The sequence below is a fragment of the Streptomyces sp. cg40 genome (assembly GCF_050320165.1).
GTDB classification, from domain to species: Bacteria; Actinomycetota; Actinomycetes; order Streptomycetales; family Streptomycetaceae; genus Streptomyces; species Streptomyces hokutonensis.
The window spans coordinates 9,812,044-9,834,010 of record NZ_CP190128.1 but is presented as its reverse complement, the minus strand read 5'-3'; the positions used below and the strand labels follow the sequence as shown (position 1 = coordinate 9,834,010).

Annotated in this window: 21 protein-coding genes; 11 read left to right on the top strand and 10 right to left on the bottom strand. The window is 70.0% G+C overall.

The annotated features are described in order from the left end of the window. Positions 1–41 precede the first annotated feature (41 nt). Both ACQHII_RS44420 and ACQHII_RS44415 read right to left on the bottom strand, forming a co-directional pair. Positions 42–980 carry an SCO0930 family lipoprotein gene (locus ACQHII_RS44420; RefSeq protein WP_427924603.1) on the bottom strand — a complete coding sequence of 313 codons (939 nt, stop codon included), beginning with the start codon at positions 978–980 and terminating at the stop codon, positions 42–44. A 153-nt stretch (positions 981–1,133) separates the two neighbouring features. Next, positions 1,134–1,667: a winged helix-turn-helix transcriptional regulator gene (locus ACQHII_RS44415; protein WP_427924602.1), complete on the bottom strand. Its 534-nt coding sequence runs from the start codon at positions 1,665–1,667 to the stop codon at positions 1,134–1,136. A 174-nt stretch (positions 1,668–1,841) separates the two neighbouring features. On the opposite strand from ACQHII_RS44415, the gene ACQHII_RS44410 reads away from it, so the two are divergent. Further along, positions 1,842–2,201, top strand: a complete 360-nt coding sequence (locus ACQHII_RS44410; RefSeq protein WP_427924601.1) for a nuclear transport factor 2 family protein — start codon at positions 1,842–1,844, stop codon at positions 2,199–2,201. A 61-nt stretch (positions 2,202–2,262) separates the two neighbouring features. After that, complete coding sequence (locus tag ACQHII_RS44405) at positions 2,263–3,105, top strand: SDR family NAD(P)-dependent oxidoreductase (RefSeq protein ID WP_427924600.1); 843 nt, start codon at positions 2,263–2,265, stop codon at positions 3,103–3,105. Positions 3,106–3,125: 20 nt separating this feature from the next. Here ACQHII_RS44405 and ACQHII_RS44400 read toward each other — a convergent pair whose 3' ends face one another. Continuing rightward, complete coding sequence (locus tag ACQHII_RS44400) at positions 3,126–4,265, bottom strand: hypothetical protein (protein ID WP_427924599.1); 1,140 nt, start codon at positions 4,263–4,265, stop codon at positions 3,126–3,128. 147 nt (positions 4,266–4,412) lie between these two features. Beyond that, positions 4,413–5,312, bottom strand: a complete 900-nt coding sequence (locus ACQHII_RS44395) for a LysR family transcriptional regulator (protein WP_427924598.1) — start codon at positions 5,310–5,312, stop codon at positions 4,413–4,415. 116 nt (positions 5,313–5,428) lie between these two features. Here ACQHII_RS44395 and ACQHII_RS44390 point away from each other — a divergent pair, with 116 nt between their 5' ends. The 5 genes from ACQHII_RS44390 (at position 5,429) to ACQHII_RS44370 (ending at position 12,340) form a co-directional block, all read left to right on the top strand. After that, complete coding sequence (locus tag ACQHII_RS44390; protein WP_427924597.1) at positions 5,429–6,133, top strand: SDR family NAD(P)-dependent oxidoreductase; 705 nt, start codon at positions 5,429–5,431, stop codon at positions 6,131–6,133. Beyond that, positions 6,130–7,071: an NAD(P)-dependent oxidoreductase gene (locus tag ACQHII_RS44385; RefSeq protein WP_427924596.1), complete on the top strand. Its 942-nt coding sequence runs from the start codon at positions 6,130–6,132 to the stop codon at positions 7,069–7,071. The genes ACQHII_RS44390 and ACQHII_RS44385 overlap by 4 nt, the downstream gene beginning before the upstream one ends. Positions 7,072–7,651: 580 nt before the next feature. Then, on the top strand, positions 7,652–10,504 hold the full coding sequence (locus ACQHII_RS44380; RefSeq protein ID WP_427924595.1) for a BTAD domain-containing putative transcriptional regulator: 2,853 nt from the start codon (positions 7,652–7,654) through the stop codon (positions 10,502–10,504). Positions 10,505–11,066: 562 nt separating this feature from the next. After that, positions 11,067–11,450, top strand: a complete 384-nt coding sequence (locus ACQHII_RS44375) for a BlaI/MecI/CopY family transcriptional regulator (RefSeq protein WP_427924594.1) — start codon at positions 11,067–11,069, stop codon at positions 11,448–11,450. Further along, positions 11,447–12,340, top strand: coding sequence for a M48 family metalloprotease (locus tag ACQHII_RS44370; protein WP_427924593.1), 894 nt, complete (start codon positions 11,447–11,449; stop codon positions 12,338–12,340). The genes ACQHII_RS44375 and ACQHII_RS44370 overlap by 4 nt, the downstream gene beginning before the upstream one ends. A 20-nt stretch (positions 12,341–12,360) precedes the next feature. Here ACQHII_RS44370 and ACQHII_RS44365 read toward each other — a convergent pair whose 3' ends face one another. Beyond that, the gene (locus tag ACQHII_RS44365; protein WP_427924592.1) at positions 12,361–13,167 is read right to left on the bottom strand and encodes a LysR family substrate-binding domain-containing protein; all 807 of its coding nucleotides are present in this window, start codon (positions 13,165–13,167) and stop codon (positions 12,361–12,363) included. Between the two features lie 58 nt (positions 13,168–13,225). On the opposite strand from ACQHII_RS44365, the gene ACQHII_RS44360 reads away from it, so the two are divergent. Then, entirely contained in the window at positions 13,226–13,609 is a 384-nt protein-coding gene (locus tag ACQHII_RS44360) for a DUF5997 family protein (RefSeq protein WP_427924591.1), read from the top strand. Positions 13,610–13,649: 40 nt separating this feature from the next. Then, positions 13,650–14,405 carry a GntR family transcriptional regulator gene (locus ACQHII_RS44355; RefSeq protein WP_427924590.1) on the top strand — a complete coding sequence of 252 codons (756 nt, stop codon included), beginning with the start codon at positions 13,650–13,652 and terminating at the stop codon, positions 14,403–14,405. A 36-nt stretch (positions 14,406–14,441) separates the two neighbouring features. On the opposite strand, the gene ACQHII_RS44350 is transcribed toward ACQHII_RS44355, so the two are convergent. The 3 genes from ACQHII_RS44350 to ACQHII_RS44340 form a co-directional block, all read right to left on the bottom strand. Next, the gene (locus ACQHII_RS44350) at positions 14,442–15,362 is read right to left on the bottom strand and encodes a S41 family peptidase (RefSeq protein ID WP_427925542.1); all 921 of its coding nucleotides are present in this window, start codon (positions 15,360–15,362) and stop codon (positions 14,442–14,444) included. 176 nt (positions 15,363–15,538) lie between these two features. After that, positions 15,539–17,179, bottom strand: coding sequence for a 2-trimethylaminoethylphosphonate dioxygenase (gene tmpA / locus ACQHII_RS44345; protein ID WP_427924589.1), 1,641 nt, complete (start codon positions 17,177–17,179; stop codon positions 15,539–15,541). A gap of 114 nt (positions 17,180–17,293) precedes the next feature. After that, positions 17,294–17,884, bottom strand: a complete 591-nt coding sequence (locus ACQHII_RS44340) for a TetR/AcrR family transcriptional regulator (protein ID WP_427924588.1) — start codon at positions 17,882–17,884, stop codon at positions 17,294–17,296. A gap of 113 nt (positions 17,885–17,997) precedes the next feature. On the opposite strand from ACQHII_RS44340, the gene ACQHII_RS44335 reads away from it, so the two are divergent. Further along, positions 17,998–18,912, top strand: a complete 915-nt coding sequence (locus tag ACQHII_RS44335; RefSeq protein WP_427924587.1) for an LLM class flavin-dependent oxidoreductase — start codon at positions 17,998–18,000, stop codon at positions 18,910–18,912. A 14-nt stretch (positions 18,913–18,926) separates the two neighbouring features. Here the strand turns inward: ACQHII_RS44335 and ACQHII_RS44330 are convergent, their stop codons facing one another. After that, positions 18,927–19,322: a YybH family protein gene (locus ACQHII_RS44330; protein ID WP_427924586.1), complete on the bottom strand. Its 396-nt coding sequence runs from the start codon at positions 19,320–19,322 to the stop codon at positions 18,927–18,929. A gap of 114 nt (positions 19,323–19,436) precedes the next feature. Between ACQHII_RS44330 and ACQHII_RS44325 the strand changes: the two genes are divergently transcribed. Then, on the top strand, positions 19,437–20,102 hold the full coding sequence (locus ACQHII_RS44325; RefSeq protein WP_427924585.1) for a nucleoside/nucleotide kinase family protein: 666 nt from the start codon (positions 19,437–19,439) through the stop codon (positions 20,100–20,102). A gap of 4 nt (positions 20,103–20,106) precedes the next feature. On the opposite strand, the gene ACQHII_RS44320 is transcribed toward ACQHII_RS44325, so the two are convergent. Continuing rightward, positions 20,107–21,942: a hypothetical protein gene (locus ACQHII_RS44320; protein ID WP_427924584.1), complete on the bottom strand. Its 1,836-nt coding sequence runs from the start codon at positions 21,940–21,942 to the stop codon at positions 20,107–20,109. Positions 21,943–21,967 lie beyond the last annotated feature (25 nt).

Genomic DNA, 21,967 nt, shown 5'->3' with positions numbered 1-21,967 from the left:
GACCGGGCTTCCGGGCCGTGTGGCTCTGCTGGTGCCGGAGGTCAGTACTGGCTCCGTCCGGCTGCGGGAACTGTCTTGCCCCGGTCGCTCTTGGGGATGTCGGCCTTGATCGCGAACCAGACTCCGTTGACGCCCTGGCCGTTCGTGTCGCCGGGCTCCTTGTCCCCGTTGAAGGTGTAGGCGGGCCAGCAGTTGAACGATTCCTGCGCGGTTCCGCCCGGTGTGGTGAAGGTGAAGAGGATCTTCGGGCTGAGTCCGGCGGCCTCGGCGTCAGCGGCGGTGACCGGGGCGCTCGGTGTCCACTTCTTAAGGCACTTGGCGTCGCAGGCCGTGGTCATCGGCCAGGGGGTGTCCTTGGTGAAGAGGTAGAGCGTGCGGCCGTTCTTGTCCTGGAGGACCTTGCCGAGCTTCGGGCTGTCGAGGACGCCCAGAGCCGGCCTGCCGGCACCTGCCCTGGCGCCGTCCGCGGCCGCGGCGTACCACGCCTTCTGGTAGCCCTGCCCCTTGGTGTCGCCCGGTTGGTCCTTCGCGTAGGTGTAGAGCGGCTTCCCCGCCAGCGTCAGCTGCTTCGATCCGTCCACCCGGGTGATCGACCCCAGGAGGTCCTCATCGACGCCTTTGCCCGAGGTGGCGGCGTCGGCAGGAACGGGCTGCATCGTCTTGGCGCATTCCGCGACGCAGTTCGACCTGCCCGGAGTCGCCTGGTCCTTGTCGAAGACGTAGACGGTCTTGCCGCTCCCGTCGACCACCACGGACTTGAGTTCGTCGTCGACCCGCACGGACACACTCGTAGGAGTGGCTGCCTTGACGTTCCCTTGCGGAACGTTCAAAGAGGGATCGCCGGTCGGGCTGGTCGGGATCAGGCTGACCTGCTGTGTCTTGCTCGGCTGGGTTCCCTCCGCAGAACCGCACGCGGACAGAAGGAAGGACAGTGCAACTGCCCCCGCCGCGATCCGCAACCCTCGTTCAAGCCTTGTCACGACAGTCCTCACGCTCGGTACTGCCACATCTGACGTGACAGCAATCGCTATACACACGGCGCAGCCATGGCGATGCGTTCGACGTACCGGGGGCTCGGCGGTGAGGAGGTCCGGCTCGGAGGCCGGGCCGGGCCAGGGTGGGGGGCGGTGCGATTACCTCGCGCCCGTCTCGGGTCCGGCGCTTCGTGATCGCCGCTGCCGGTCCAGTTCGTCGTAGCGGGTCCGCATCGCCTCGCCGGCGGCCGGTCCGGCGGTGAACACGTAGGCGTCGCTGTCGTCGAGGCGCTTTCCGGTACGGGCGTCGACAAGGACGGGTTCGGCCTCCTGGCCGGTCTCGGCGTCGACCAGGATCATGGAGCGGTCCGACGGGTCGAGGTGCCGGTTGCCCCAGGCGGCCAGAGCGACGATCACGGGGCGCAGGGAATGTCCCCGTTCGGTGAGGACGTACTCGTGGCGGACCGGGTTCGCCTGGTAGGGCCGGCGTTCCAGCAGGCCGTCGGCGACCAGGGTCTTCAGGCGGGCGGTGAGCATGCTGGTGGAAATGCCCAGGCTCTGCTGGAACTGGTCGAAGCGTGTATAGCCGTCGAAGGCGTCGTGGAGGATCAGCAGCGTCCACCACTCGCCGACGTGCTGCGCCGTGGTCGACAGCGGACACGCGCGGTCCTCCAGTCGGATCCTGCTCGGCATGGCACCCTCCGGAGTTACTGCTAAAGTCGAAGCCACTTGCTTCTATTTTAGCAGTCACCGGCGGTGTCCATCGGGCCCCGGTCGGCGGGACCGCCCGTACATGGCCGTCCTGCGGCCGCACCGGGAGCGGGCCCCGCCCGGACTGCCACCATCCAACGCACCTGCGAGGCAGACATGACCGATCACCACGACCCTGTCGACGTCGCCGACCTGCCGGAGGTCGTCCGACGCTATCTGCGGGCCCACGACGCGCGGGACAGCGCCGCCGCCAGGGCCGTCCTCGCGCCCGAAGCCACCGTCACGGACGACGGCCACACCTACCGGGGGCCGGCCGAAATCGGGCGCTGGCTGGAGCGGGCCGCCTCCGAGTACACCTACACCACCACGCCGCTCGGGGCCGAGCGCCACGGTCGCGACGGGTACACCGTCGTCCAGCAGCTCGAAGGCGACTTCCCGGGCGGGAAGGTCGATCTGCGCTACCGCTTCGACCTCGACGCGCACGGACGGATCAGCCGGCTCGTCATCGCCCCCTGAGGGCCGCCGGCCTGCCGCCCGACTCACCGATCCGTCTCCCTCCCTCAGATCGCGAGGATGCATGAAGACCTGGTTCGTCACCGGCGGGACCCCGGGCGGTTTCGGCCCGGCCTACGCCGACCTCGCCCTGGAGCGCGGTGACAACGTCGTCCTCACCGCCCGCCGCCCGAAGTTGCTCGACGACTGGGCAAGTCCCCACGGGGAGCGGGCACTTGTCCTGCCGCTGGATGTCACCGACACCCAGCAGATCCGTGCGGCCGTCCGTGCCGCCGAGGAACGGTTCGGTGGTATCGATGTCCTGGTCAACAACGCCGGCCGGGGCTGGTACGGCTCCGTCGAGGGCACGTCCGACGCCGATGTGAGGCGGTCCTTCGAGCTGAACTTCTTCTCCGTCACCGAGATGCTGCGTGCCGTCCTTCCCGGCATGCGAGCCCGCGGCAGCGGATGGATCGTCAACATGTCCTCCGTCGCCGGACTGCGGGGCGTGCCCGGCTTCGGCCACTACAGCGCCGCGAAGTCCGCCGTCGAGGGCCTCACCGAGGTGCTGCGGCGCGAAGTGGCCCCGTTCGGCATCAGGGTGCTGGCCGTCGAGCCCGGCGCCTTCCGCACCCGCGCGTACTCCTCCTTCGCCGAGGAGCCCGTGTCCGAGACGGTCGACGCCTACCTGCCGCTCGTCCGGTCCGTCCGCGCCTCCATGATCGACCAGGACGGCCGACAGCCGGGCGACCCTCACCGAGGGGTGCGGGCCGTCCTGAACGCGATGGACCAGGACGAGCCTCCGCATCGCCTCGTCCTGGGCACGGCCGGCTACGACGCCGTCCACGGCCAACTGGCTGGCATGGTCGAGGAGTTGCGCACCTACGAGGCCGCCTCGCGCAGCGCGGACTTCCCTCCCGCGCCATAGGCGGCACTCGGCGGTGCGGGTCAGCTACCCCTCCGGGGCTGTTCCCCGGTGCCCGGTTCTCGATCGGGGAACGCCCGCAGTCTCAGCTGTGGAGCCCGGTAGTCGGCGAGCCACCGCATCCGGCGGTCGTCCGCCGCGATCCCTGCGCGTGCGGTCCGGGTCCACTCCTCCCGGTCGAGTATTTCCCCGTACGTTGCCCGGAGCGTTTCCTGCTGGGCCGCGGTGCACCCCACAGCTTCGGGAGATTCCGTGGTCAGGTGCTGAGTGAGCACCGCGAGTGTGAAGTAGCGCGCGATGGTCGGACGGAGCGAGCCCGCATGCCGGGCGTGAGCTTCCAGAACCGTCCCCGCATGAGGGTAGAGAGCAAGCGTGCGGCCCATCCCGCGGCAGCCGCTCATGACATGGAGGAGCCGGCCGATGTGATCGACCATCTCGTGGTCATGGTCGAGGGCTCCCAGTTCCTCGTGGAGTCTGGTGACTGTGGCGACCTTCCCGGCGAAGTATCCGTTGAGGAGGTCGCCGTCGCAGGCCCGGCGCAGCAGCCATGCTCGGACGACCGGGTCGTCGTCGAATCGGCAGAGCGCGTCGACGACGTGGACGCGCCCCCAGCCCGTCACGCGCTCGGCGAGCCACAACAGGGCCTCGACGCCTCCTTGTTGAGACTCGAGAGCGCGCACCGCCAGTGGCCCGAACCGATGGGAGAGCAGCCCGATCGTCTGGATCAGCGGGATGTCGGCGGCCGTACCCATCGCGGCCAGCAGGGCGAGCCCCACGGTGACCGCGCATCGGTCGGTCCCGTGCCGGACGAGCCAACGCCCCGTTCGGCGAACGCGTTCCCGGTCGGCCCGCTCGGCCGCCGCGGCGATGTGGTCGTTGGGGCGGGAGGGGACGTAGACGTCGTGGAACGCGTCGGCCAATTCGCCGGGTAGGGCGGCGAATTGAGCGAAGTGCGCGTCCAGGATGAGCGCCGCGTCCTGGCCGGCCAGGGACCGGTCGACCGGTGCTCTCGGTTCTCGCCGACCACGGTGCCGTCCGTCGTCGGGATACGGTTCCCCGTTGCGCGCAAGCGGCTTGCCCGGAGTCAGCCGATGCAGCCGGAGCGCGTGGTCGAACAGGGTCGTCGGTGATCCGGGCAGCCCTGGCCCGGCCGTCGCGCTCATCGGCGGACGGAGCACTCGATTCTTCCGATCATGACCCGCAGCATGCCATCGCCGTCGGCACCGGAACAAGCCCTTGGGCGCGTCAACTCCCGCGCAGGCAAAGGCAGTCGAGACCGACGCGGTCCACGCTCGCCGCACCGTCCGGGCTCAGAACGACCCGTCGTCACGCGTGTAGTTGGGGCTGAGCTGGAGCAACGCCGCGACGGCGGGGCTCGGTTCGCGTCCCGCGCGGACCGCGAAGGAGAGGTCGAGCGTGGGGACGGGCCCGGACACCGGCTTGATGACCACCCCGGTCGTGTCCGCCGACTCGTAGCGGGGGACGACCGCCGCACCGCCGATGGCCCGCACGTACGACGCGGCCGAGGCGATGTCCGTGATCTCGACGGACACCCGGCGCGTGATGCCGAGTTCACCGAAGGCACGGTCCATGGCGGTGCGTGAGCCGAAGCCGCTGGCCCCGGAGACGAAGTTCTCGTGGGCGAGGTCCTTGAGCGCGATGCTTTCCCGCCGCGCCAGGGGGTGCTCGGACGGGAGGATCGCCACGTAGGGGATCGTCGCGAACTGCCTCAGGTCCAGGTCGTGTGCGTCGGCGGCGGCCAGGGCCACGACGCCGACGTCGAGACGGCCGCGTCGCACGTCCTCGGCGATCCCTCCCGCGCCGGATCCGGAGACCTGGATCTGTATGTCCACCAGCGGATGGCGCTGGCGAAAAGCCCCCACCAGACGTGGCAGATCGAGAGCCGTCATGCGGGTCATCGTGCCGATGCGCAGGCTGCCCCGCAGGGTGCGCGACGCCTCGCCGACCATCTCCCGCGCACGTTCCGCCGCCACGACGACCGCCTTGGCCTCGGGCAGGAACACCTCGCCCGCCGGCGACAGGGCCACCGCCCTGGTCGACCGGTCGAAGAGCGACACCCGCAGCTCCTCCTCCAGAGCGCGCACGGCCGCCGACACGGTCGACTGGGCGGCGAAGAGGCGGGCTGCGGCGCGGGTGAAGCTGAGCTCCTCGGCCACGGTGATGAAATAACGCAACTGCCTTAATTCCACCGGCCAATTATCGATTTCCTCGATAACACATGTCAATGTTTTTCGTTGGACTCGATATACCTTCTGCGCCAGGCTTTCAGCGGCAGCAACTCCCGCTGCCCGATGAAGGGATGGTCATGAGCAAGCAGGTTCTGATCGTTGGAGGCACCTCGGGCATCGGCCGCGAGCTGGCCGCGGCGTATGCCCGCCGGGGTGCCTCCGTGATCGTCGCCGGGCGCGACGGCGCCCGCGCGGAGAGGACAGCCAAGGAGATCAACTCCGAGACGGATGCCGGCCATGTGCGGGGGATCGAGGCCGATCTCTCCAAGCCCGAAATCCTCAAGGAGTCGCTGAGCGGCATCGACCACCTCGACGCGATCGTCCTCACCGGCATGCGGCGCGACAACAACACGATCGCCGACTACGACATCGCCGGGGCAACGGAGTTGGCCATCGCCAAGATCGTCGGCTACACCACGGTCGTCCACACCCTGCGCTCGCGCCTCTCCCCCACCGGCTCCGTGCTGCTCTTCGGCGGTCTCGCCAAGGACGTGCCCTACCCCGGCTCCACCACCGTCACCACCGTGAACGCCGGCGTGACGGGCCTGGTGGCGACGCTGGCCAAGGAGCTCGCGCCGGTCCGCGTCAACGCCATCCACCCCGGCATGGTCGGCGACAGCCCGTACTGGGCCGGCAACCGGCCCGCCGTGGAAGCCGCCCGGGCCCGGATCCTGACCGGCGTCGTCCCCACGATGCGCGACATCGTCGAGGGCTCCCTGTTCCTGCTGGAGAACCCCGCCGCGAACGGCGTGAACCTCGACCTCAACGGCGGCCACGCATGACCCACGCCCTGCCCACACTGGCCGTCATCGGCATCGGCCGTATCAGCCGCCCCATGGTGGTGCGCCTGCGCAGGGCAGGGCACAGCGTCACCGTCACCAACCGCACCCCCGGACGCGCCCTCGACGTGGCGGGCGAGACGGGCGCGTGCGTGGTCGGCACCGCGCGCGAGGCGGCCTCGTCCGCCGACATCGTCATCGTCTCCCTGACCGACGACACGGCGGTCGGCGAGGTCTACGACGGGCCCGACGGCATCCTCGCCGGACTGCGCGAGGGAGCAACTGTCCTGGAAACCAGCACAGTTGCTCCGCAGACGACACGCGACCTCGCACCCCGGGTCCGCGCACGCGGCGCCACGCTCCTCGACGCCCCGATGTCCGGCTCCGTCGAACTCGCCACCCGCGGCGAACTCACCTTCCTCGCCGGCGGTCCCAGAGAAGCGCTCGACCGTGTCCGTCCCGTCCTGGACGTCCTGGCCACCCGCATCCTGCACTTCGGGGATTCGGGCAACGGCAACATCATGAAGCTGGCGATCAACTCCCTGCTCCTGTCGCTGGCGACCGCACTGGCCGAGGCACTCGTCCTCGCGGAACGCGCCGGCATCGACCGCGCCGACGCCTACGACGCCTTCACCCAGAGCCCCGCCGCGGCCCCCTTCGTCCTCTACAACCGCGACAACTTCGTACGGCCGCACGACGCGGCCATCCACATGACCCTGTCCCTCGTCGCCAAAGACCTCACACTCATCGACGCCCTGGCAGCATCCGTGGGAGCACCCATGGCCCAACTGGAGGCGAGCCGGAGGCTCATCGACCAGGCCATGGCCGCGGGGCTGGAGGACCGTGACGGTGTCTCCGTGCTGGCCGAACTCCTGCGGCACAACGCTTCGGCCCGACCGGGACAGCCCCCGGGGCAGATCCAACCGTCCAGATCCCCCTGACCCGCTGCACACCATCACCTGGCCCCTCCCCGCTTCCCCGGCCGATCCGTCGGGCCGCGTGCCCTGCCCGCCAGGCGCATGTGTCCGAGGCGGCCTCACCGCCCAAACGGCCTCACCCGGCCGGGCTTCCGGATGGCGGGCAGGCCGGCACACACCTGAAACCGACCGAGGAACACGATCCGACGGCCACAGCGCGCGCCGCCTCGCAGGAAATCCCCCCTCAGGGGATGTCGCCGACGCAATCCGTGGTGACACCCCCTGGCGGTGCCCAACTGTCCTACGGTGCAAGGGCGTTGGATCCCGTGCCGGTCCGCGTGCTCAGCGCGCAGCCGTGCACGCCGACCTACCGGTGCGGCGCAGACAGCACCGAACTGCCTGAGAGGCGAACGCATACGGAACCCCGCTCGTTGCCCTGACCGACCGCGGACCCCTCCCGCGCATCCGGATCCGCATTCCGCGTCGGCCGCGGCACCACAACAGCCCGATCCGCGATCCGCCCGCACCACGGAGATCCACACGCGGACCGCCATGATCTTCCGCCGACGCCCGACCCCGCTCGCCGCCCCCGGGAGGTGCGAACATGAAACCAGAACCGGCACCCGCGGCAGAACAGCCGCTGCGCCTTTCGATCCTCGGCCCGCTGCGAGCCTGGTACCGGGACACGGAGTTGCACCTCGGACCTCCCAAACAGCAAGGTGTGCTGGCCCTGCTCCTGGTCCAGGTGGGGCAGCCCGTGCCCCTGCACCACCTGATCGACGCGTTGTGGGGCGACGATCCTCCCGGGCGAGCAGTCAACGTGGTGCACCGTCATGTAGGCGCTTTACGGAGGCTGCTCGAGCCCGGTCTCACGCAGAGAGGCAAGGCGCGGGTGCTGGTGCGGGCCGCCGGGGGCTACCGGCTGAACCTCGGAGAGGGGGCCTCGGATCTCCTGCGGTTTCGAGGACTGCGCGACGCGGGCCACGAAGCCGCCGACGGCGGCCGGCCCGAGGAGGCCGCCGACCTGCTCCTCAAGGCGCTGTCACTGTGGCACGGCCCGACCGCGGCCGGTCTGCCCCACGAACTGCGTGCGCAGCCCGTGTTCGCCGCGGTCGACGCGGAGTACTACCGCGCCGCTCAGGCCGCCGCGGAGACATCCCTCGCGGCCGGACGCACCAAGGCCGCCCTTCCGCTCCTGCGGCAGGCCGCCCAGGGCGACCCCCTCAACGAATTACTGCAGGCCGGCTTCGTCCGTGTCCTGGCGGCAGAGGGGCATACCGCTCAAGCCCTGGAACACTTCCGGAGCGTCCGCTCACGGCTCGCCGGCGAACTGGGAGTCGATCCCGGCCCCGAACTGCGTGCCGCGCAGGCCGACGTACTGCGCGGCACGGACACCGCCCAGACCTCGGACACCGGCCCCCGCGCCCCGGCGGCGACAGCCTCTCCCGGTCGGACCCGGTCCTCGGTCCGCCCCGCCCAACTACCGGCGACCTTGCACGTGTTCACCGGACGGCGTGACGAGCTGGAGCACCTGGACTCCCTCCTCCCGGTCGACGCTCACAGGGCCGTCGCCATCGGAGGGGCTCCCGGTGTCGGGAAGACCACGCTCGCCCTGCACTGGGCCCACCGCAACTCCCACCGGTTCCCGGACGGCCAGCTGTACATCAACCTGCGGGGCTACGACCCCGCGGGAAAGCCCCTCTCCCCCTCCACGGCGATCTGCTACTTCCTTGAATCGCTCGGTATACCGAGCGAACGCATTCCCTCGAACCTCGACAGCCAGATCGCGCTGTATCGCAGCATTCTGGCGAGACGCCGCTGCCTGATCGTTCTCGACAACGCACGAGAAGCAGAGCAGGTACGCCCGCTTCTACCCGGAAATCCGGACTGCTTCACGCTCATCACCAGCCGCGAGGAAATGACCGGCCTGGCGGCATCCGCAGGAGCGAGCCTCCTCGGTGTGCACACACTCACCGTGACGGAGTCCTTGGAATTCCTCTCCAGAAGACTCGGGAAATCACGCGTCGAGCGAGAACGCGACGCGGCACTCGCCATCGCAGCCCACTGCGGCACACTCCCCCTCACCCTCGCCATCGTCTGCGCACGCGCCAGCAGCCGGCCGGCCGTTCCGCTGTCAGACATCGCAGCCGAACTCGCAGCAAGTCGCGACAGCCTCCGCGCGTTCACGCTGACCGGCGAAAAAGACCCCGCCACGGATACCCGCTCCGTCTTCTCCTGGTCATACCGCACACTCACAGAACAGGCAGCGGACGCGTTCATACGCCTGTGCCTGAGTCCCGCGCACAGCGTGTCGCTCCACGCCGCGGCAAGCCTGACCGGTCTGACACTGAAAAGCACACGCCGAGTGATGTCCGAGCTCCACCGAGCCAACCTGTGGACCGAATACAGGACCGGGCAATACACCACGCACGATCTCCTCAAGGTATTCAGCCAAGAACTCGCGCGCGGCAAATCCGGCAACACCCTCAAAACCGCGGAACGCCGACTCTACGACCACTACCTACACACGGCACACAACGCGTCCAGAGCCATCAACACCCACCGGGAACACCCCGCGCTCACGGCCACCGCACCCGGAACCCAGGTCATCTCCTTCACCAGCACAGCGTACGCAGCCGAATGGCTCCACCAGGAGATGGCCGCCCTCCAGGCCGTCGTCCTCCGCCACGCCGACCACGACGCAGGCGCGCCGGTGTGGCGCCTCGCCGCTGTTCTCGAGCTGATCTTCGACCGAAGCGGAAGACGTCAGGAGCAGATCGCCATTCAAAGCTCCGCACTTTCAGCCGCCCAACGGGCCGGCGACACCCAGGGGCAGGCACAGATGCACAGGTCTCTCGGTTTCGCACTCGGCCGGACCGGCGACAACTCCGCAGCCGAAACCCACCTGAACGAAGCACTGAAGATATTCTCCGACACCGACGACCTGCTCGGGGCGGCACTCACCCACCGCTATCTGGCATTTCTCAGCAACGCCAGAAAACGGCATCACGAAGCTCTGACACATTATGAAGCCGCCTCATCTTTGTATCAGAGAGCACATTACGACGTCGGACTGGCCGCAGTAACCAACGAAGTCGGATGGACCCATATCCTGCTCAAAGATTTCGAAGAAGCAGCAGCATCCTGCCGTCACGCTGTCGACATCGCCCGCACGGCCGGAAACCGAAATATCGAAGCAGCATCATGGGACAGCCTCGGCGTCGCCTACGACCGTCTCGAACGACGCCCGGAAGCACTTGAGGCACTCAACCGGGCACTGGCCCTCTATCGCGAACTCAACGATGCATACCTGATCGCCGACACACTGATACACATCGGGGACGTGCACTCCCCCGACTCCCCCCGCGACGCCCATCAATCATGGACCGACGCGCTGAAAATACTCGATTCACTCGGCCATCCCGAAGGAGACCTGCTCCGGGAGCGAATCAAGTAAATGAGACGACGACCACTTCGACTAGCGCGGTCATCGAAGTCACCACGCCCGCCATGGCCCCCGGTCTCCGCTGACTCCTTGCCCTACGCCGTCAGCGCCCGGAGAGGTGACTCCGTAGATGCCTGTGGTTTGTATGCTCGACCTTCCGCGCCCTTCTGACGCTTCATCAAATTCCACAGAGATCAGGCTGGGCCCCTCTGCTGCGACGGCGTGGATATGAATGAGCCTGAGCGCTCCTGCCAGGACGTAATGTTCACGGAACCGCGAAGGCGTCTCCAGGCCCGGCACTCAGACATGCTTTTCCGGGGCGAGCCACCTCACCGGCACCACCGCCGCACCGCGATGACCGCCGCAGTCGACCCCGACCAGCCGGACGACGTAGAGCAGTAGGGCCGCTCCAACGCGCGCTACAGCACTCTGCGCGACGCGAGTAACTCCCGGGAACCCCCAGGTAGAAGCAGGAAGCTGCCAGACGCACTGATCGACCCCAGCCAGGAAAAAGAGCCAGGTCAGAGCGCCAACAGTGGACATCTTGCACCCTACACGCTGTAAGGTGACCCCCATGGCTGGCACAGACCCGCGGGCCCGGGCGGAACGGCGTAGCGCCGGTGAGCTGGAGAGCGAGGTTCTCGCCGCGCTCTGGGCGACCGACCGGCCGCTGACCCCGGCGGAGGTGCAGGCGGAGATCGACGGCCCGCTCGCCTACAACACCGTGCACACGATCCTCAAGCGGCTCTACGACAAAGGGCTCGTGCTGCGGGACGCGGACGGGCGGCGCGGTGCGTACCGGCCGGCGAAGAACGCGGCCGAGTTGACCGCCGAGGCGATGCACGAGGCGCTGGACCGGGGCCCGGATCCGATCGCCGCGCTCCAGCAGTTCGTGAGCGGTCTGCGGCCGGAGGAGGAGAAGGCGCTGCGCGACCTGCTGGCCGGGGGCGCGGGATGAGGTTCGACGTCTACACGCCGTTGCCGCTGTCGGTGCTGCTCGCCGTGATCAGCCCGGCGATCGGCAGCCGGGTGGCTCCGGCGCTGGCCGCACGCGTGCTGACGGCCGCCGCCGTGGTGACCGCGGCGGCCACCTGCTGGTCGCTGTTCCTGCTGGCGGCGACCCTCGTCGGGGACGCGCCGCCGGTCGTCGCCGAGGCCCGGCAGGACGGGTACCGGCTGGCGGAACCGGTGCCCGAGGTGATCGGGATCGCTGCCGCTGTCGCCCTCGCCGTGCTCCTCGTGTCCGTCCAGACCGCGGTGAACGCCGACCGCCGTACACGGCGGGCCCTGCGGCGGCTGTGCGAGGGACACCCGGCGGACACCGAACTGATCGTCGCCGCCTCCCCCGAGGCGCAGGCCTTCGCCATCCCCGGCACACCCGGCCGGATCCTCGTCACCGCCGGCATGCTGAGCGCCCTCGAGCCGGCGGAACGCCGGGTGCTGCTCGCCCATGAGCGCGCCCATCTCGCCCACCGGCACGCCCTGTTGGTGACCGCGACGACGCTCGCCGCGGCGGCCAACCCGCTGCTGCGGCCCGTGCGGGGCACGGTCGCGTTCCTGGTGGAGCGGTGGGCGGACGAGCGGGCGGCGGACGCGGTCGGCGACCGTACCACCACCGCCCGCGCCCTGGCCCGCGCCGCCCTGAGCGCCGAACACCCGCGCCCCGCCTGTGCGTTGGGCTTCACCGACCGTGCGGTCACGCGGCGGATCGCGGCGCTCCAGACCTCCCCGCCGCCTCGCCTGTGGCCGCTCGCCGTGGCGGTCCTGGCCCTGGGCGCGCTGCCCGCGCTCGGCGCCGCGGACGCGACGGACGATCTGTTCCGGATGCTGGCGGGCGTGATCGTCTAGGCGGCCAGGGGCAGTTGCCGTCAGCGGCCCCGGGGCTTGCCGCGCTTGGTTCCCTTGGCGCCGCCGGAGGAGCCGCGCGGGTTCTTGCCCGTCGTGCCGGTCCTGCCGGTCGCCTTGCCCGTCGTCTTTCCCGTCGCTTTTCCGGCTGTGGGCTTGCGGCGCGCCGGGGCCGCTTCGGTGCGCTTCGTCTTCGTCTTCGGCTGGGCCGGTGGCGGGGTGCGGCCGCGGGTGCTGTTGACCGTACGGCCCCGGACGATGCCGATGAAGTCCTCGACGAGGTCGGTCGTCGCGTCCTCGGGCCAGGACAGGGCGACGTCCGACTGGGGGGCGTCCAGGACGGTCCGGTAGGTGAGGTCCTTGCGGTGGTGCAGCCGGGCCAGGGACTGGGGGACGTAGAGGATGCCGATGCCCGACGCGACATGTTCCACGGCGTCCTCGGTGGTCGCGGGACGCTCGAACGCGGGCTCGCCCGGCGGCTGTTCCCAGCCGAGGACGTCGTCGAGGGGGTGCAGGACGACCTCGTCGGCGAGTTCGTCGAGGGACACCTCTTCGGCCGCCGTCACGACGTGGTCCTTGGGGGCCACGACCACGGTCGCCTCGGTGTAGAGGGGGATTGCGCTGAGGACCGTACGGTCGACCGGCAGACGTACGAGTCCGGCGTCGGCCTCGCCGCGCCGCAGTACGTCGGACGCCTCGGCGGCCGGGACGGGTACGAGGGTCAGGGGGACGTCGGGCCGGCGCTCGTTCCAGATCCGCACCCACTTGGCGGGCGTCACCCCGGGGACGTACGCGAGCCGGAACGTGGGAGATGCTTCCGAGCCTGTCACCCCGCAAGGTTACCCGCCGTGGTCGGAGGCCTCTTACACGGTCGATACTCTTGACGGTATGAAGTCGCAGCAGACCACCCAGACGATGAAGCCCGCCACGGCGGCGAAGAAGCTGGGTGTGTACCTAGAGGCCACACCCGCCGAGTTCCAGGAGGGTGACGTCTCCCGCGCCGAGCTCAACGAGTTGCAGGCGAACCCGCCCCAGTGGCTGCGCGAGCTGCGCGCCAACGGTCCGCACCCGCGCCCGGTCGTCGCGGCCAAGCTCGGTGTCTCCATCGCCGGTCTCGCCCGCGGCGGGGTCACCGAGCCGCTCACCACCGAGCAGATCGAGGCCCTGAAGAAGGACGGCCCCGAGTGGCTGGAGAAGGAGCGCGCCACGCAGGCCGAGGTCCGCAAGGAAGCCGAGCGGATCAAGAACAAGAAGAACGCCGACAACGACTGACGGCATCGGGGCGCAGGCGCTCAGGACGGAGACGCGCACGGTGACGGGGAAGCCTCTCGCGTTGTACCGGCAGGTGGCCGCCGACCTGGGCCGGGAGATCGGCGAGGGCCGCTACGGCTCCGGCGGCCGGCTGCCCGCCGAGGGCGAACTCGCCGAACGGTACGGCGTCTCCCGGGGCACCGTCCGCCAGGCGATGGCCCTGCTGCGCACCGAGGGACTGATCGCCTCGCGGCGCGGCACCCGACGCGTCGTGATCGGGACGCCGAGGCCGCAGAGCTTCGGCGAACTCCTCAGCTTCACCCGCTGGGCGCGCTCCACGGGCGAGGAACCGGGCGGCCGGATCATCGCCGCGGAGACCCGCCCCGCCGACGCCGCCGAGCGCGAACGACTACGGCTGCCGGCCGGAGCCGAGATCCACGCGGTACGGCGGCTGCGGACGCTCTCGGGGCGACCGGTGATGGTGGAACGTACCGTCTACCCGTGCGCCGTGGGCGAGTTGATCACCGGGCTGCCCCCGGACACCGTGTCGCACACCGTGGTCCTGGAGGATTCGGGGGTGCTGTTCGCGGACGCGCAGCACACCATCGACCTGTGCCCGGCCGACGCCGAGGACGCCCGACTGCTCTGCTGTCGGCCCGGCGATCCGCTGCTGCGCGAACGGCGCCGCAGCACCGACCCGGCGGGCACCCCGATCGAATGGTCCGAGGACCGCTATCTGCCGGAGACGGTGGCCTTCACCGTCCACAGCTCGGCCACGTCCGGCTCACTGGCCCGGCGCTCGGCGGACGAGGCGTGAGCGACGGCCCGGCGACATGGCGAACTCCGGAGCGGATCACGGTCGTGCGCAGGCGGACTGCTTGAGGAGCCAGTCCTGTGCTGCTCGCAGGACGTCGTCGCGGTCCCGTGCCAGCGGGTTCCTGGCGATCTCCTCGTCCGGTGGGATCGCCGCGTCGTAGGTACGGCCTGTGCGGTCCGCGTCCTTGGCTTCCGTGAGGTTTATCAGGGCGGCGTCGGACAGGCGGTACGCGTTGTTGCCCGTGGGGACGCCGTCGGTCGGTGTGCCGAAGGAGCGAGTACGCGGACGCCCGCGGAAGGCCACCACGACCGCCTCACCCGCGCTGGCCGTTCCTTGACTGGTCAGGACGGCGACCGGCGGGCTGTTCCTCGCGACGGGCCGGGCGTCGTCCCAACCCTTCGATCTTCCGTCCAAGTAGGGGGCACCGTTCTTGATCGACCAGGTGTACTTCTTGCCGTCGGCATCCACGAACATGCCGACCTTGCCGTCTCCCAGGATGGGGCCGACGACGGCCAGCACCGGCCACATGCCGCCGCCCGTTTCGTTGCGCAGATCGACCACCCAGCCGCAGGCGCCGTTCTCGTCCGCCTTCGCCACAGCCGCTCGACCCCGCTGTACGTACTGGTCGTACGCCTCCTGCGATCCCCGCGCCCCGGGAAAGGACAGGTAGCCGATGCCGTTCTTCAGCGAACGGCCCTCCAGTTCATGGAGATCAACCGCGGGGGATTCCAGGCTCTCCTTGGCCTGCTCGGGCTCCATGAAGCTGCTGTGCGCGTCGCCCAGACTCCGCAGGGCCCAACTGATCGCCCCGTAGGTATCCGCCGGCTTCCGCGCACCGTGCGCCTGCGCGAACGCCGTGTCGCGCAGGTCCGTCCAGTCGACCTTGCGTCGAAGGAGCGAGTGCTGCTCCATGATGTCCAGGGCCTGAGACAGATACGTCCTCGCCGCGGGCGCCATGTCGTCGTCCGTCGAATCCTGCACACGGCTCGTGCATCCCGTCGCCGCGAGTATTCCTGCCAGCCCCGCACAGGTCGACACACGCCATAGCCGTCCCCACCCCACCGGTCCCCCAGCCTCTCGACGCGGAAGGCAACCCTAAGGCCGACGATCAGCTGCCGGGCAACTCCCCCACATCACTGGCCGGTTCGCACCAGGCCCATGAGCAGCGGCCGGAAGTGCGCGAAGTCCGGAGTCGTTGCCTCGGGGTCCTTGGCCTCGTCGTCCCAGCGGCGTACGGCGACGCCGTCGGCCGCGTGGGGATCCGCCTCGTACTCGGCGCTCTCGGCCGGTGACATCGGGCCGCCCTGGACCTCCAGGGTGTGCACCGAGGCCGGGGAGAGGCGGTCGAAGTAGTCCGGTTCGACCGCGCACAGATACCGCTTCGCCGCCACGTGCAGCCGGATCGGCTCGGTGACCTCGGGGCCGAACCACTCGGCCAGCCGGTCCGCCCCGGTGTGGCTGTGCCGGTTGTCGATGCCCTCCTCCATCAACTCCGCACCGCTGACCGGTCCGTGGAAGTGGCCGAGGTCGTGCAACAGCGCGGCGGCAATCAGGGCATCGGACGCGCCCGCCTCCTCGGCACGGGCCGCCGCCTGGAGCATGTGCTGTGCCATCGTCACCCGCTCGCCCAGGTACGCGCTCGCCCCCTCCCCCTCGAAGAGTTGAGCCAGTTCGTCGATGAACTCCCCTGCTGCTACGGCCTCTTGGCGGCGCAGCACCGCCAACGTGCCGGCCAGCGCGTCGAGGTCCGCGTAGGTGCCCTGGAGGTGTCGGGCGCCGCTCTCCTCGAAGGCGGTGCGTGCGTGCAGCAGCCGTACGTTGTCGAAGATGAGGCAGTCGCCGGGCAACAGCCTGAATTCCAGCTGGAGTTCGGGGCGCAGGGTGATCTCGGCGAAGGTGCGGTAGGCCCGGTAGAAGACCTCCAGTTCGTCTGCGGGGAGCAACAGGGTGCCGATGGAGCGGTTGTTGAAGCGCACCTCGCGGATCCGGCCCAGGCCGTCCACGTCGATCAGCGGGCGGTCAGCAGCCAGTTCGGTGTGCGCGTCGCCGAAGCGGAACGGCACGGGGGTGCGGGTCAGCACCGCGAACGCCTCCGGGTCCTCGGCACGCAGCAGTGCGGCGGCCTTGAAGCCGTCCACCAGACCGGAGTCACCACCCGCCGCCGCGTTGGTCAGGCAGTGCAGCAGTTGGAGGGTGGGTACGGGGTCGCGGTAGGGGTTGTCGGTGTGCGGGGTGATCCGGGCGCCGGTGAAGGCGAGGTTGTTCGGGTCCGGCTCGACCCGTACGTCGAAGAGCCGACCGTAGTTGGTCTCGCGGACGTAGCCGAAGGTCTGGGCCACCTCCAGCACCTGGCCCTCACGGCACGGCACCTCGCGCAGCAGGGCGAAGCCGAGCCCGAGGACCGACTCCAGCATCCGCGCCCTGACCACCGGGTCGCTCAGATACTCCGCCCAACTCGCCTCGGGAAGACGGTCGTTCAGCTCGGCGGTGGTCCACAGCGTCTTGCCGTTCTCGGCACGCCGGTCGCCGGGGCCGCCCCCTGCGCCGGGCGCGTTGGCGGTCAGCCAGCGCGCGGAGTACGTGGACCGGTGGCCGTCGGGCGCCCAGTCGACCTCGACGCCGTCCTCGGTCCGGCGTACGGCGTCCAGCGCGAGGTCGGCGGGCAGCTCGGTGATCTGGAACAGCTTCTGACCGTTGCGCGGGTCGCGGCATCGCAGGCAGGGGCAGTTGTCCCGCAGCCACGCGAGCGGCAGATCTTCTACGGGCTGTGACATCGCCATCACTCTCTCACCAAGTTGTACAGCCAACTTTTCCGACAGAGCGAACGTCTCAGCGCCGGGTGAGCAAGAGGTGACGTACCGGCCACGCGCGTATGAACCAGCCCGACGTCAGACCGGCAGGCGCAGGCCCGAGACGAGGACGTCGACCAGCCGGAGCGCGTCGTAGCGGTCGTCGCCCTCCGCGCCGACGCACAAGTTGCCGACGCCACGCATGAGTTCGTAGGCGGTCAGGTCGGACCGGACCTCGCCGGCCGCGGCTGCCGCGTCGAACAGTTCGGCGCACACGGGCAGGAGGCGGTCGAGGAAGTAGGAGTGCAGCGACTCGAAACCGGCGCTGTCGGACCGCAGCACCGAAGCGAGTCCGTGTTTGGTGACGAGAAAGTCGACGAAGAGATTGATCCACTCCCGCAGAGCCGCGTACGGGGTGGCGCCGCCGGCCAGCAGCGCGGGACCGGCCTCGGCGCAGGCCTCGACCTGGTGCCGGTAGACGGCGATGACGAGATCCGCGCGGTTCGGGAAGTGACGGTAGATCGTGCCGAGTCCGACGCCGGCCTCACGCGCGATGTCGCGCACCGGCGCGTCCACGCCGGACGCGACGAAGACCTTGGCCGCCGCGTCGAGCAGCGTCTCCTTGTTGCGCCGGGCGTCCGCCCGCCTGGACCGGGCCGCGCCACCCACGCCCGCCTCGTTGTCGCTCACCGCGCAGTTCCTCCACTACTCGAGCTTGCCAAACGGAACAAGGTTCCGTATCGTTTTCCGGAACAGCGTTCCGCTTGCTCATCATGCCAGAGCACAAGCCGGACGACCAAGCCATGCCTGCCACCACGTGCTGCCGAAGGACGGAAGGCGCCTTGCCCAAAAAACCCCGAACCAGCTTCGGAATCATGACCGCCCCCATGCAGGTCGACTACCACGACATCGTCCGCGTCTGGCAGGAAGCCGACACCGTCCCGGAGATCGAGCACGCCTGGCTGTTCGACCACCTCATGCCGATCGGCGGCGACCCGGACGGCCCCGCCTACGAGGGCTGGACCCTGCTCTCTGCGCTCGCCGCGCAGACCCGCTGGCTGCGGCTCGGTGTGATGGTGACGAGCAACCGTTTCCGGCCGCCCGCGCTGCTGGCCAAGATCGCCACGACCGTCGACATCGTCTCCGGCGGCCGGCTCGACTTCGGCATCGGTGTGGGCTCCCGCCCGGACCATCCGCTGGCCCGGCGCGAGTACGCGGCCCACGGTCTCCCCTTCCACGACTCCGCGCACGCGGTGGCGAGCCTCGCCGAGGCCTGCACGGTGATCCGGCGGTTGTGGACCGAGGAGCGGCCCTTCGACTTCCACGGCACCCACCACCACCTCACCGGAGCGTTCGGCAACCCCAAGCCCGTCCAGCGCCCCCACCCCCCGATCCTCATCGGCGGACGCTCGGCCGCGACCCTCCGCGTGGTCGCCGAGCACGCCGACCTGTGGAACATCCCCGGCGGCGACATCGCGGACGCCGTCGCCCGCAGCGCGCTCCTCGACCGCTACTGCGCCGAGATCGGCCGCGACCCCGCCTCCGTCACGCGCTCGATCCACCTCTCCGTGTCGTACGACAAACCGGAGGCCACCAGAGAGGCGATCCGCGAGGCGATCGACGCGGGTTTCCACCACATCGTCCTCGGACTGTCGGCGCCCTACCCCGCCGGTGTCGCCCGCTGGGTCGCCGACGAACTGATCGACAAGGCCGCCTGAAGGGCCCGTCCCCATCAATCGTGCGGGAACGAGTGGTGCTCGTGCGCGACCCGCCAGCGGCCGTGCTCCTTGCGCAGGCCGAAGGTGAGCCGCAGGCGCAGGGTGGGGTCCGCGGCGAGTTCCTCCGGGGTACCGCAGCGGAGCAGGGCGTGGGCGTAGGCGACGTCCGTACCGGCCGTGATGTCGAGGGTGTCGATGTCGAAGCGGGCGCCCTGTGCCTGCCACTCGAAGAACGGCGGCCAGCTGGCGCTGTAGGCGGCGAGGCCGTGGATTCCGGCGTGGGGCGGCGGGACGTCGTACATGACGAGGTCGTCCGTGTGGTCCGCCAGTACGCCGTCGAGGTCGCCGCGGTGGACGGCCGCGGCCCAGTCGGTGATGAGGGCTCGGATCTGTGTCGCGTCGTCGGACATGGGCGGCTCCTGTTCCTGTCCCCCACTCCATGGTCTCTCTGCCGACCGAATCCCCGATCTTCGGCGCGTCCATCGCCCCGGACGGGCGACCGGGACGGATGGCACACTCTCCCTGTGCCGCTGACCTTCGACGACCTCCTCACCCGCGCCACCGCGCTCGCCCGCCCCGGCCGACGTGCCGTCCTCGGCATCGCCGGCAGCCCGGGCGCGGGCAAGACGACCCTCGCCGAGCAGCTGGTACGGGAGCTCAACGGCACCGACGAGCCATGGGTCGCGCACGTCCCCATGGACGGCTTCCACCTCGCCGACGTCGAACTGGACCGGCTCGGCCGCCGTGACCGCAAGGGCGCGCCCGACACCTTCGACGCGGCCGGGTACGCCGCGCTGCTGCGGAGGGTGCGGGAGGAGACCGACGAGATCGTCTACGCGCCTGGTTTCGAGCGGGTGTTGGAGCAGCCGATCGCCGGTGCGATCCCCGTGCTTCCCACGGCCCGGCTCGTGGTGACGGAGGGCAACTACCTGCTGCTGGACGCGGGTTCGTGGGCGCGGGTAGGGCCGTGTCTGGACGAGGTCTGGTTCTGCGAGGCCGACGAGGACGAACGCGTCCGCCGACTCGTCGCCCGGCACGAGGAGTTCGGCAAAGACCACGAGACCGCCGTCGCTTGGGTGTTGGGCACCGACCAGCGCAACGCCGACCTCGTCGCCACGACGCGCGGCCGGGCGGATCTGGTGATCCCCCCGGCCGCTCTGCCCTCGCCGTACGGCGTGCCCCGCAGCTGAGGGCTCACGCGTGGAGCGTCAGTTCCGGCTCTCCGTGGGCGTCGCCCGCCGCATCGCCGATCACCGCGGTGAACGCCTCGGTGCGGACGGTCAGTTCACCGTTCTCGCCGCTCGCGAACTCGGCGGTGAGCGGCCCGGTTCCGGGGCCGTAGCGGACGACGAACACGTTCAGGTCCTCCGGCGCGCCCGGTGCCGAGTCGGCTTCCAGGGCCGTGGAGGTGACCAGGTGGCTCCAGCCCTCGTCGGGGTTGCCGTAGCCGCGCGGGTCGGCCGCGAGGGCGAACGCCGCCTCCTGCTGGGAGAGTTCGGAGCGGGCGTCGAAGTGGTCGGCACCTTCGCCGGTCGGGTGGGTGAGGCGCAGGGCGCCCACTGAAGTGACGTCGCCCTCCGCCGTCCTGCGCACCCGGTCGCCGTCGTCCGCCGCGTAGGGCAGCCCGGCGAGCAAGTACGGTGCTCCGTCGAGCCGTTCGACGGCGACCGACGTCCACAGGCTCGTGCCGTCGGTGACGTACAGGGAACGGATGTGCCGCAGGACGTGGTCGCGGCCGACCACCGGCTTGATGACCAGCTTGGCGGTGAGGCCGTCGGCGCGGAGGTCGCGGACGCGTACCTCGCCCATCGGGCGGCAGAACAGGAAGCCGTCGACCACCGGGCCGAAGCCATGCTGCCGGTTGACGGCCGCGGGCAGGTAGTACGTGCCGTCGGCCTCGACCACCGACGGGGTCATCTTGCGGTCGAAGGCCACCGAGACCGTGCCGGCGCGGAGTTGGTGGCGGACCGGCTCCGTGGACGGGGTGCGGTGCCAGGGCGTGGTGTCCTGGATCTGCCAGACCAGCATCCACGCGAAGTGGCCGTCCACTCCCCCGTCGGGCTTGACCGCGTGCCGGGCCCAGCGGCTGTCGCCACGGTAGCGGCCGATGTCCGAGCCGATACGGGCGCCGAAGTAGCGCAGGCCGAGGACCGATTCGAAGGCGGAGTGCTGCTCACTGTAGCGCGGACCGCCGTTGTCGAAGCCGCCGCCCGTGAGGCGGGCGTCGATGTAGCGGGCCAGCGCCTCCCCATCCTCGGCGAAGACGTCCTCGCCGCTGACGATGTGGGCCTTGGCAAGGAAGGAGAGGGAGATCGGGCCGTAGTTGTTGTCGTACGCGCCACCGTGCTCGGGCGGGAGGAGGGCGCCGCGGTCGCTCACGCGGTGGGCGCGGATCTCGTCCGCGTACACGGCGAGCGCGCGTTCGCGCACCGACTCGCCTTCTCCTGAAGGGAGATGACTGGCCAGCATCAGACCGCCGACCACACAGCCGATCGCCTGGTTGCCGGCCTCCTGCGGGTTGAAGAAGGTCGCCTCGGTGAGCCAGCGCCAGTAGCCGTGCGCCAACTCGACGACAGCGGTGCGCTGTTCGTCGTCGACGAGTCCGTCCGTCGCGTCGAGGATGTTGACCGCCTGGAGCAGCGCCCACACCGTGCTCGGCCAGTCGCCAATGGGGTGCGCGCCCGCCTCCAGTACGTAACGGGCGTACGGGAGGCCGGAGTTGCGCACCCTCAGGTTCGGATAGCCGGGGTTGTCCTCGGTGTAGACGCGCTCGCGGAGGTGGAAGGCGAGGCTGCGCCGAACCGCCTCGGGCAGCCGCGGGTCCTTGCCGCGCTGCCAGGCGAAGGCCAGCAGGGACGTGATCCCGAGCGAGGTGTCCCCGATGTCGTCGTAGCAGTCGGGGTGTTCGAGGTTGCCCTCCGGGGTGATGCGCCGCAGGGCCTGCTCGACGACGTCGGCGAGGACCGCGTCGTAGGCCTCCGGGGTGTCGGGGAGGTTGTGCAGCGGGCCGCGCTGGTGGAGGAGGTGCACGGGTGGATCAGCCCTTCGTACCGGA

What these genes read in the sequence shown, in the direction of transcription:
- ACQHII_RS44390 (WP_427924597.1), top strand. Translation starts at nt 5,429, where the DNA reads ATGAGCAAGCAGGTTCTGATCGTTGGAGGCACCTCGGGCATCGGCCGC.
- ACQHII_RS44385 (WP_427924596.1), top strand. Translation starts at nt 6,130, where the DNA reads ATGACCCACGCCCTGCCCACACTGGCCGTCATCGGCATCGGCCGTATC.
- tmpA (WP_427924589.1), bottom strand. Translation starts at nt 17,179, where the DNA reads ATGTCACAGCCCGTAGAAGATCTGCCGCTCGCGTGGCTGCGGGACAAC.
- ACQHII_RS44405 (WP_427924600.1), top strand. Translation starts at nt 2,263, where the DNA reads ATGAAGACCTGGTTCGTCACCGGCGGGACCCCGGGCGGTTTCGGCCCG.
- ACQHII_RS44375 (WP_427924594.1), top strand. Translation starts at nt 11,067, where the DNA reads ATGGCTGGCACAGACCCGCGGGCCCGGGCGGAACGGCGTAGCGCCGGT.
- ACQHII_RS44410 (WP_427924601.1), top strand. Translation starts at nt 1,842, where the DNA reads ATGACCGATCACCACGACCCTGTCGACGTCGCCGACCTGCCGGAGGTC.
- ACQHII_RS44330 (WP_427924586.1), bottom strand. Translation starts at nt 19,322, where the DNA reads ATGTCCGACGACGCGACACAGATCCGAGCCCTCATCACCGACTGGGCC.
- ACQHII_RS44335 (WP_427924587.1), top strand. Translation starts at nt 17,998, where the DNA reads ATGCCTGCCACCACGTGCTGCCGAAGGACGGAAGGCGCCTTGCCCAAA.
- ACQHII_RS44415 (WP_427924602.1), bottom strand. Translation starts at nt 1,667, where the DNA reads ATGCCGAGCAGGATCCGACTGGAGGACCGCGCGTGTCCGCTGTCGACC.
- ACQHII_RS44360 (WP_427924591.1), top strand. Translation starts at nt 13,226, where the DNA reads ATGAAGTCGCAGCAGACCACCCAGACGATGAAGCCCGCCACGGCGGCG.
- ACQHII_RS44350 (WP_427925542.1), bottom strand. Translation starts at nt 15,362, where the DNA reads ATGGCGCCCGCGGCGAGGACGTATCTGTCTCAGGCCCTGGACATCATG.
- ACQHII_RS44370 (WP_427924593.1), top strand. Translation starts at nt 11,447, where the DNA reads ATGAGGTTCGACGTCTACACGCCGTTGCCGCTGTCGGTGCTGCTCGCC.
- ACQHII_RS44380 (WP_427924595.1), top strand. Translation starts at nt 7,652, where the DNA reads ATGAAACCAGAACCGGCACCCGCGGCAGAACAGCCGCTGCGCCTTTCG.
- ACQHII_RS44400 (WP_427924599.1), bottom strand. Translation starts at nt 4,265, where the DNA reads ATGAGCGCGACGGCCGGGCCAGGGCTGCCCGGATCACCGACGACCCTG.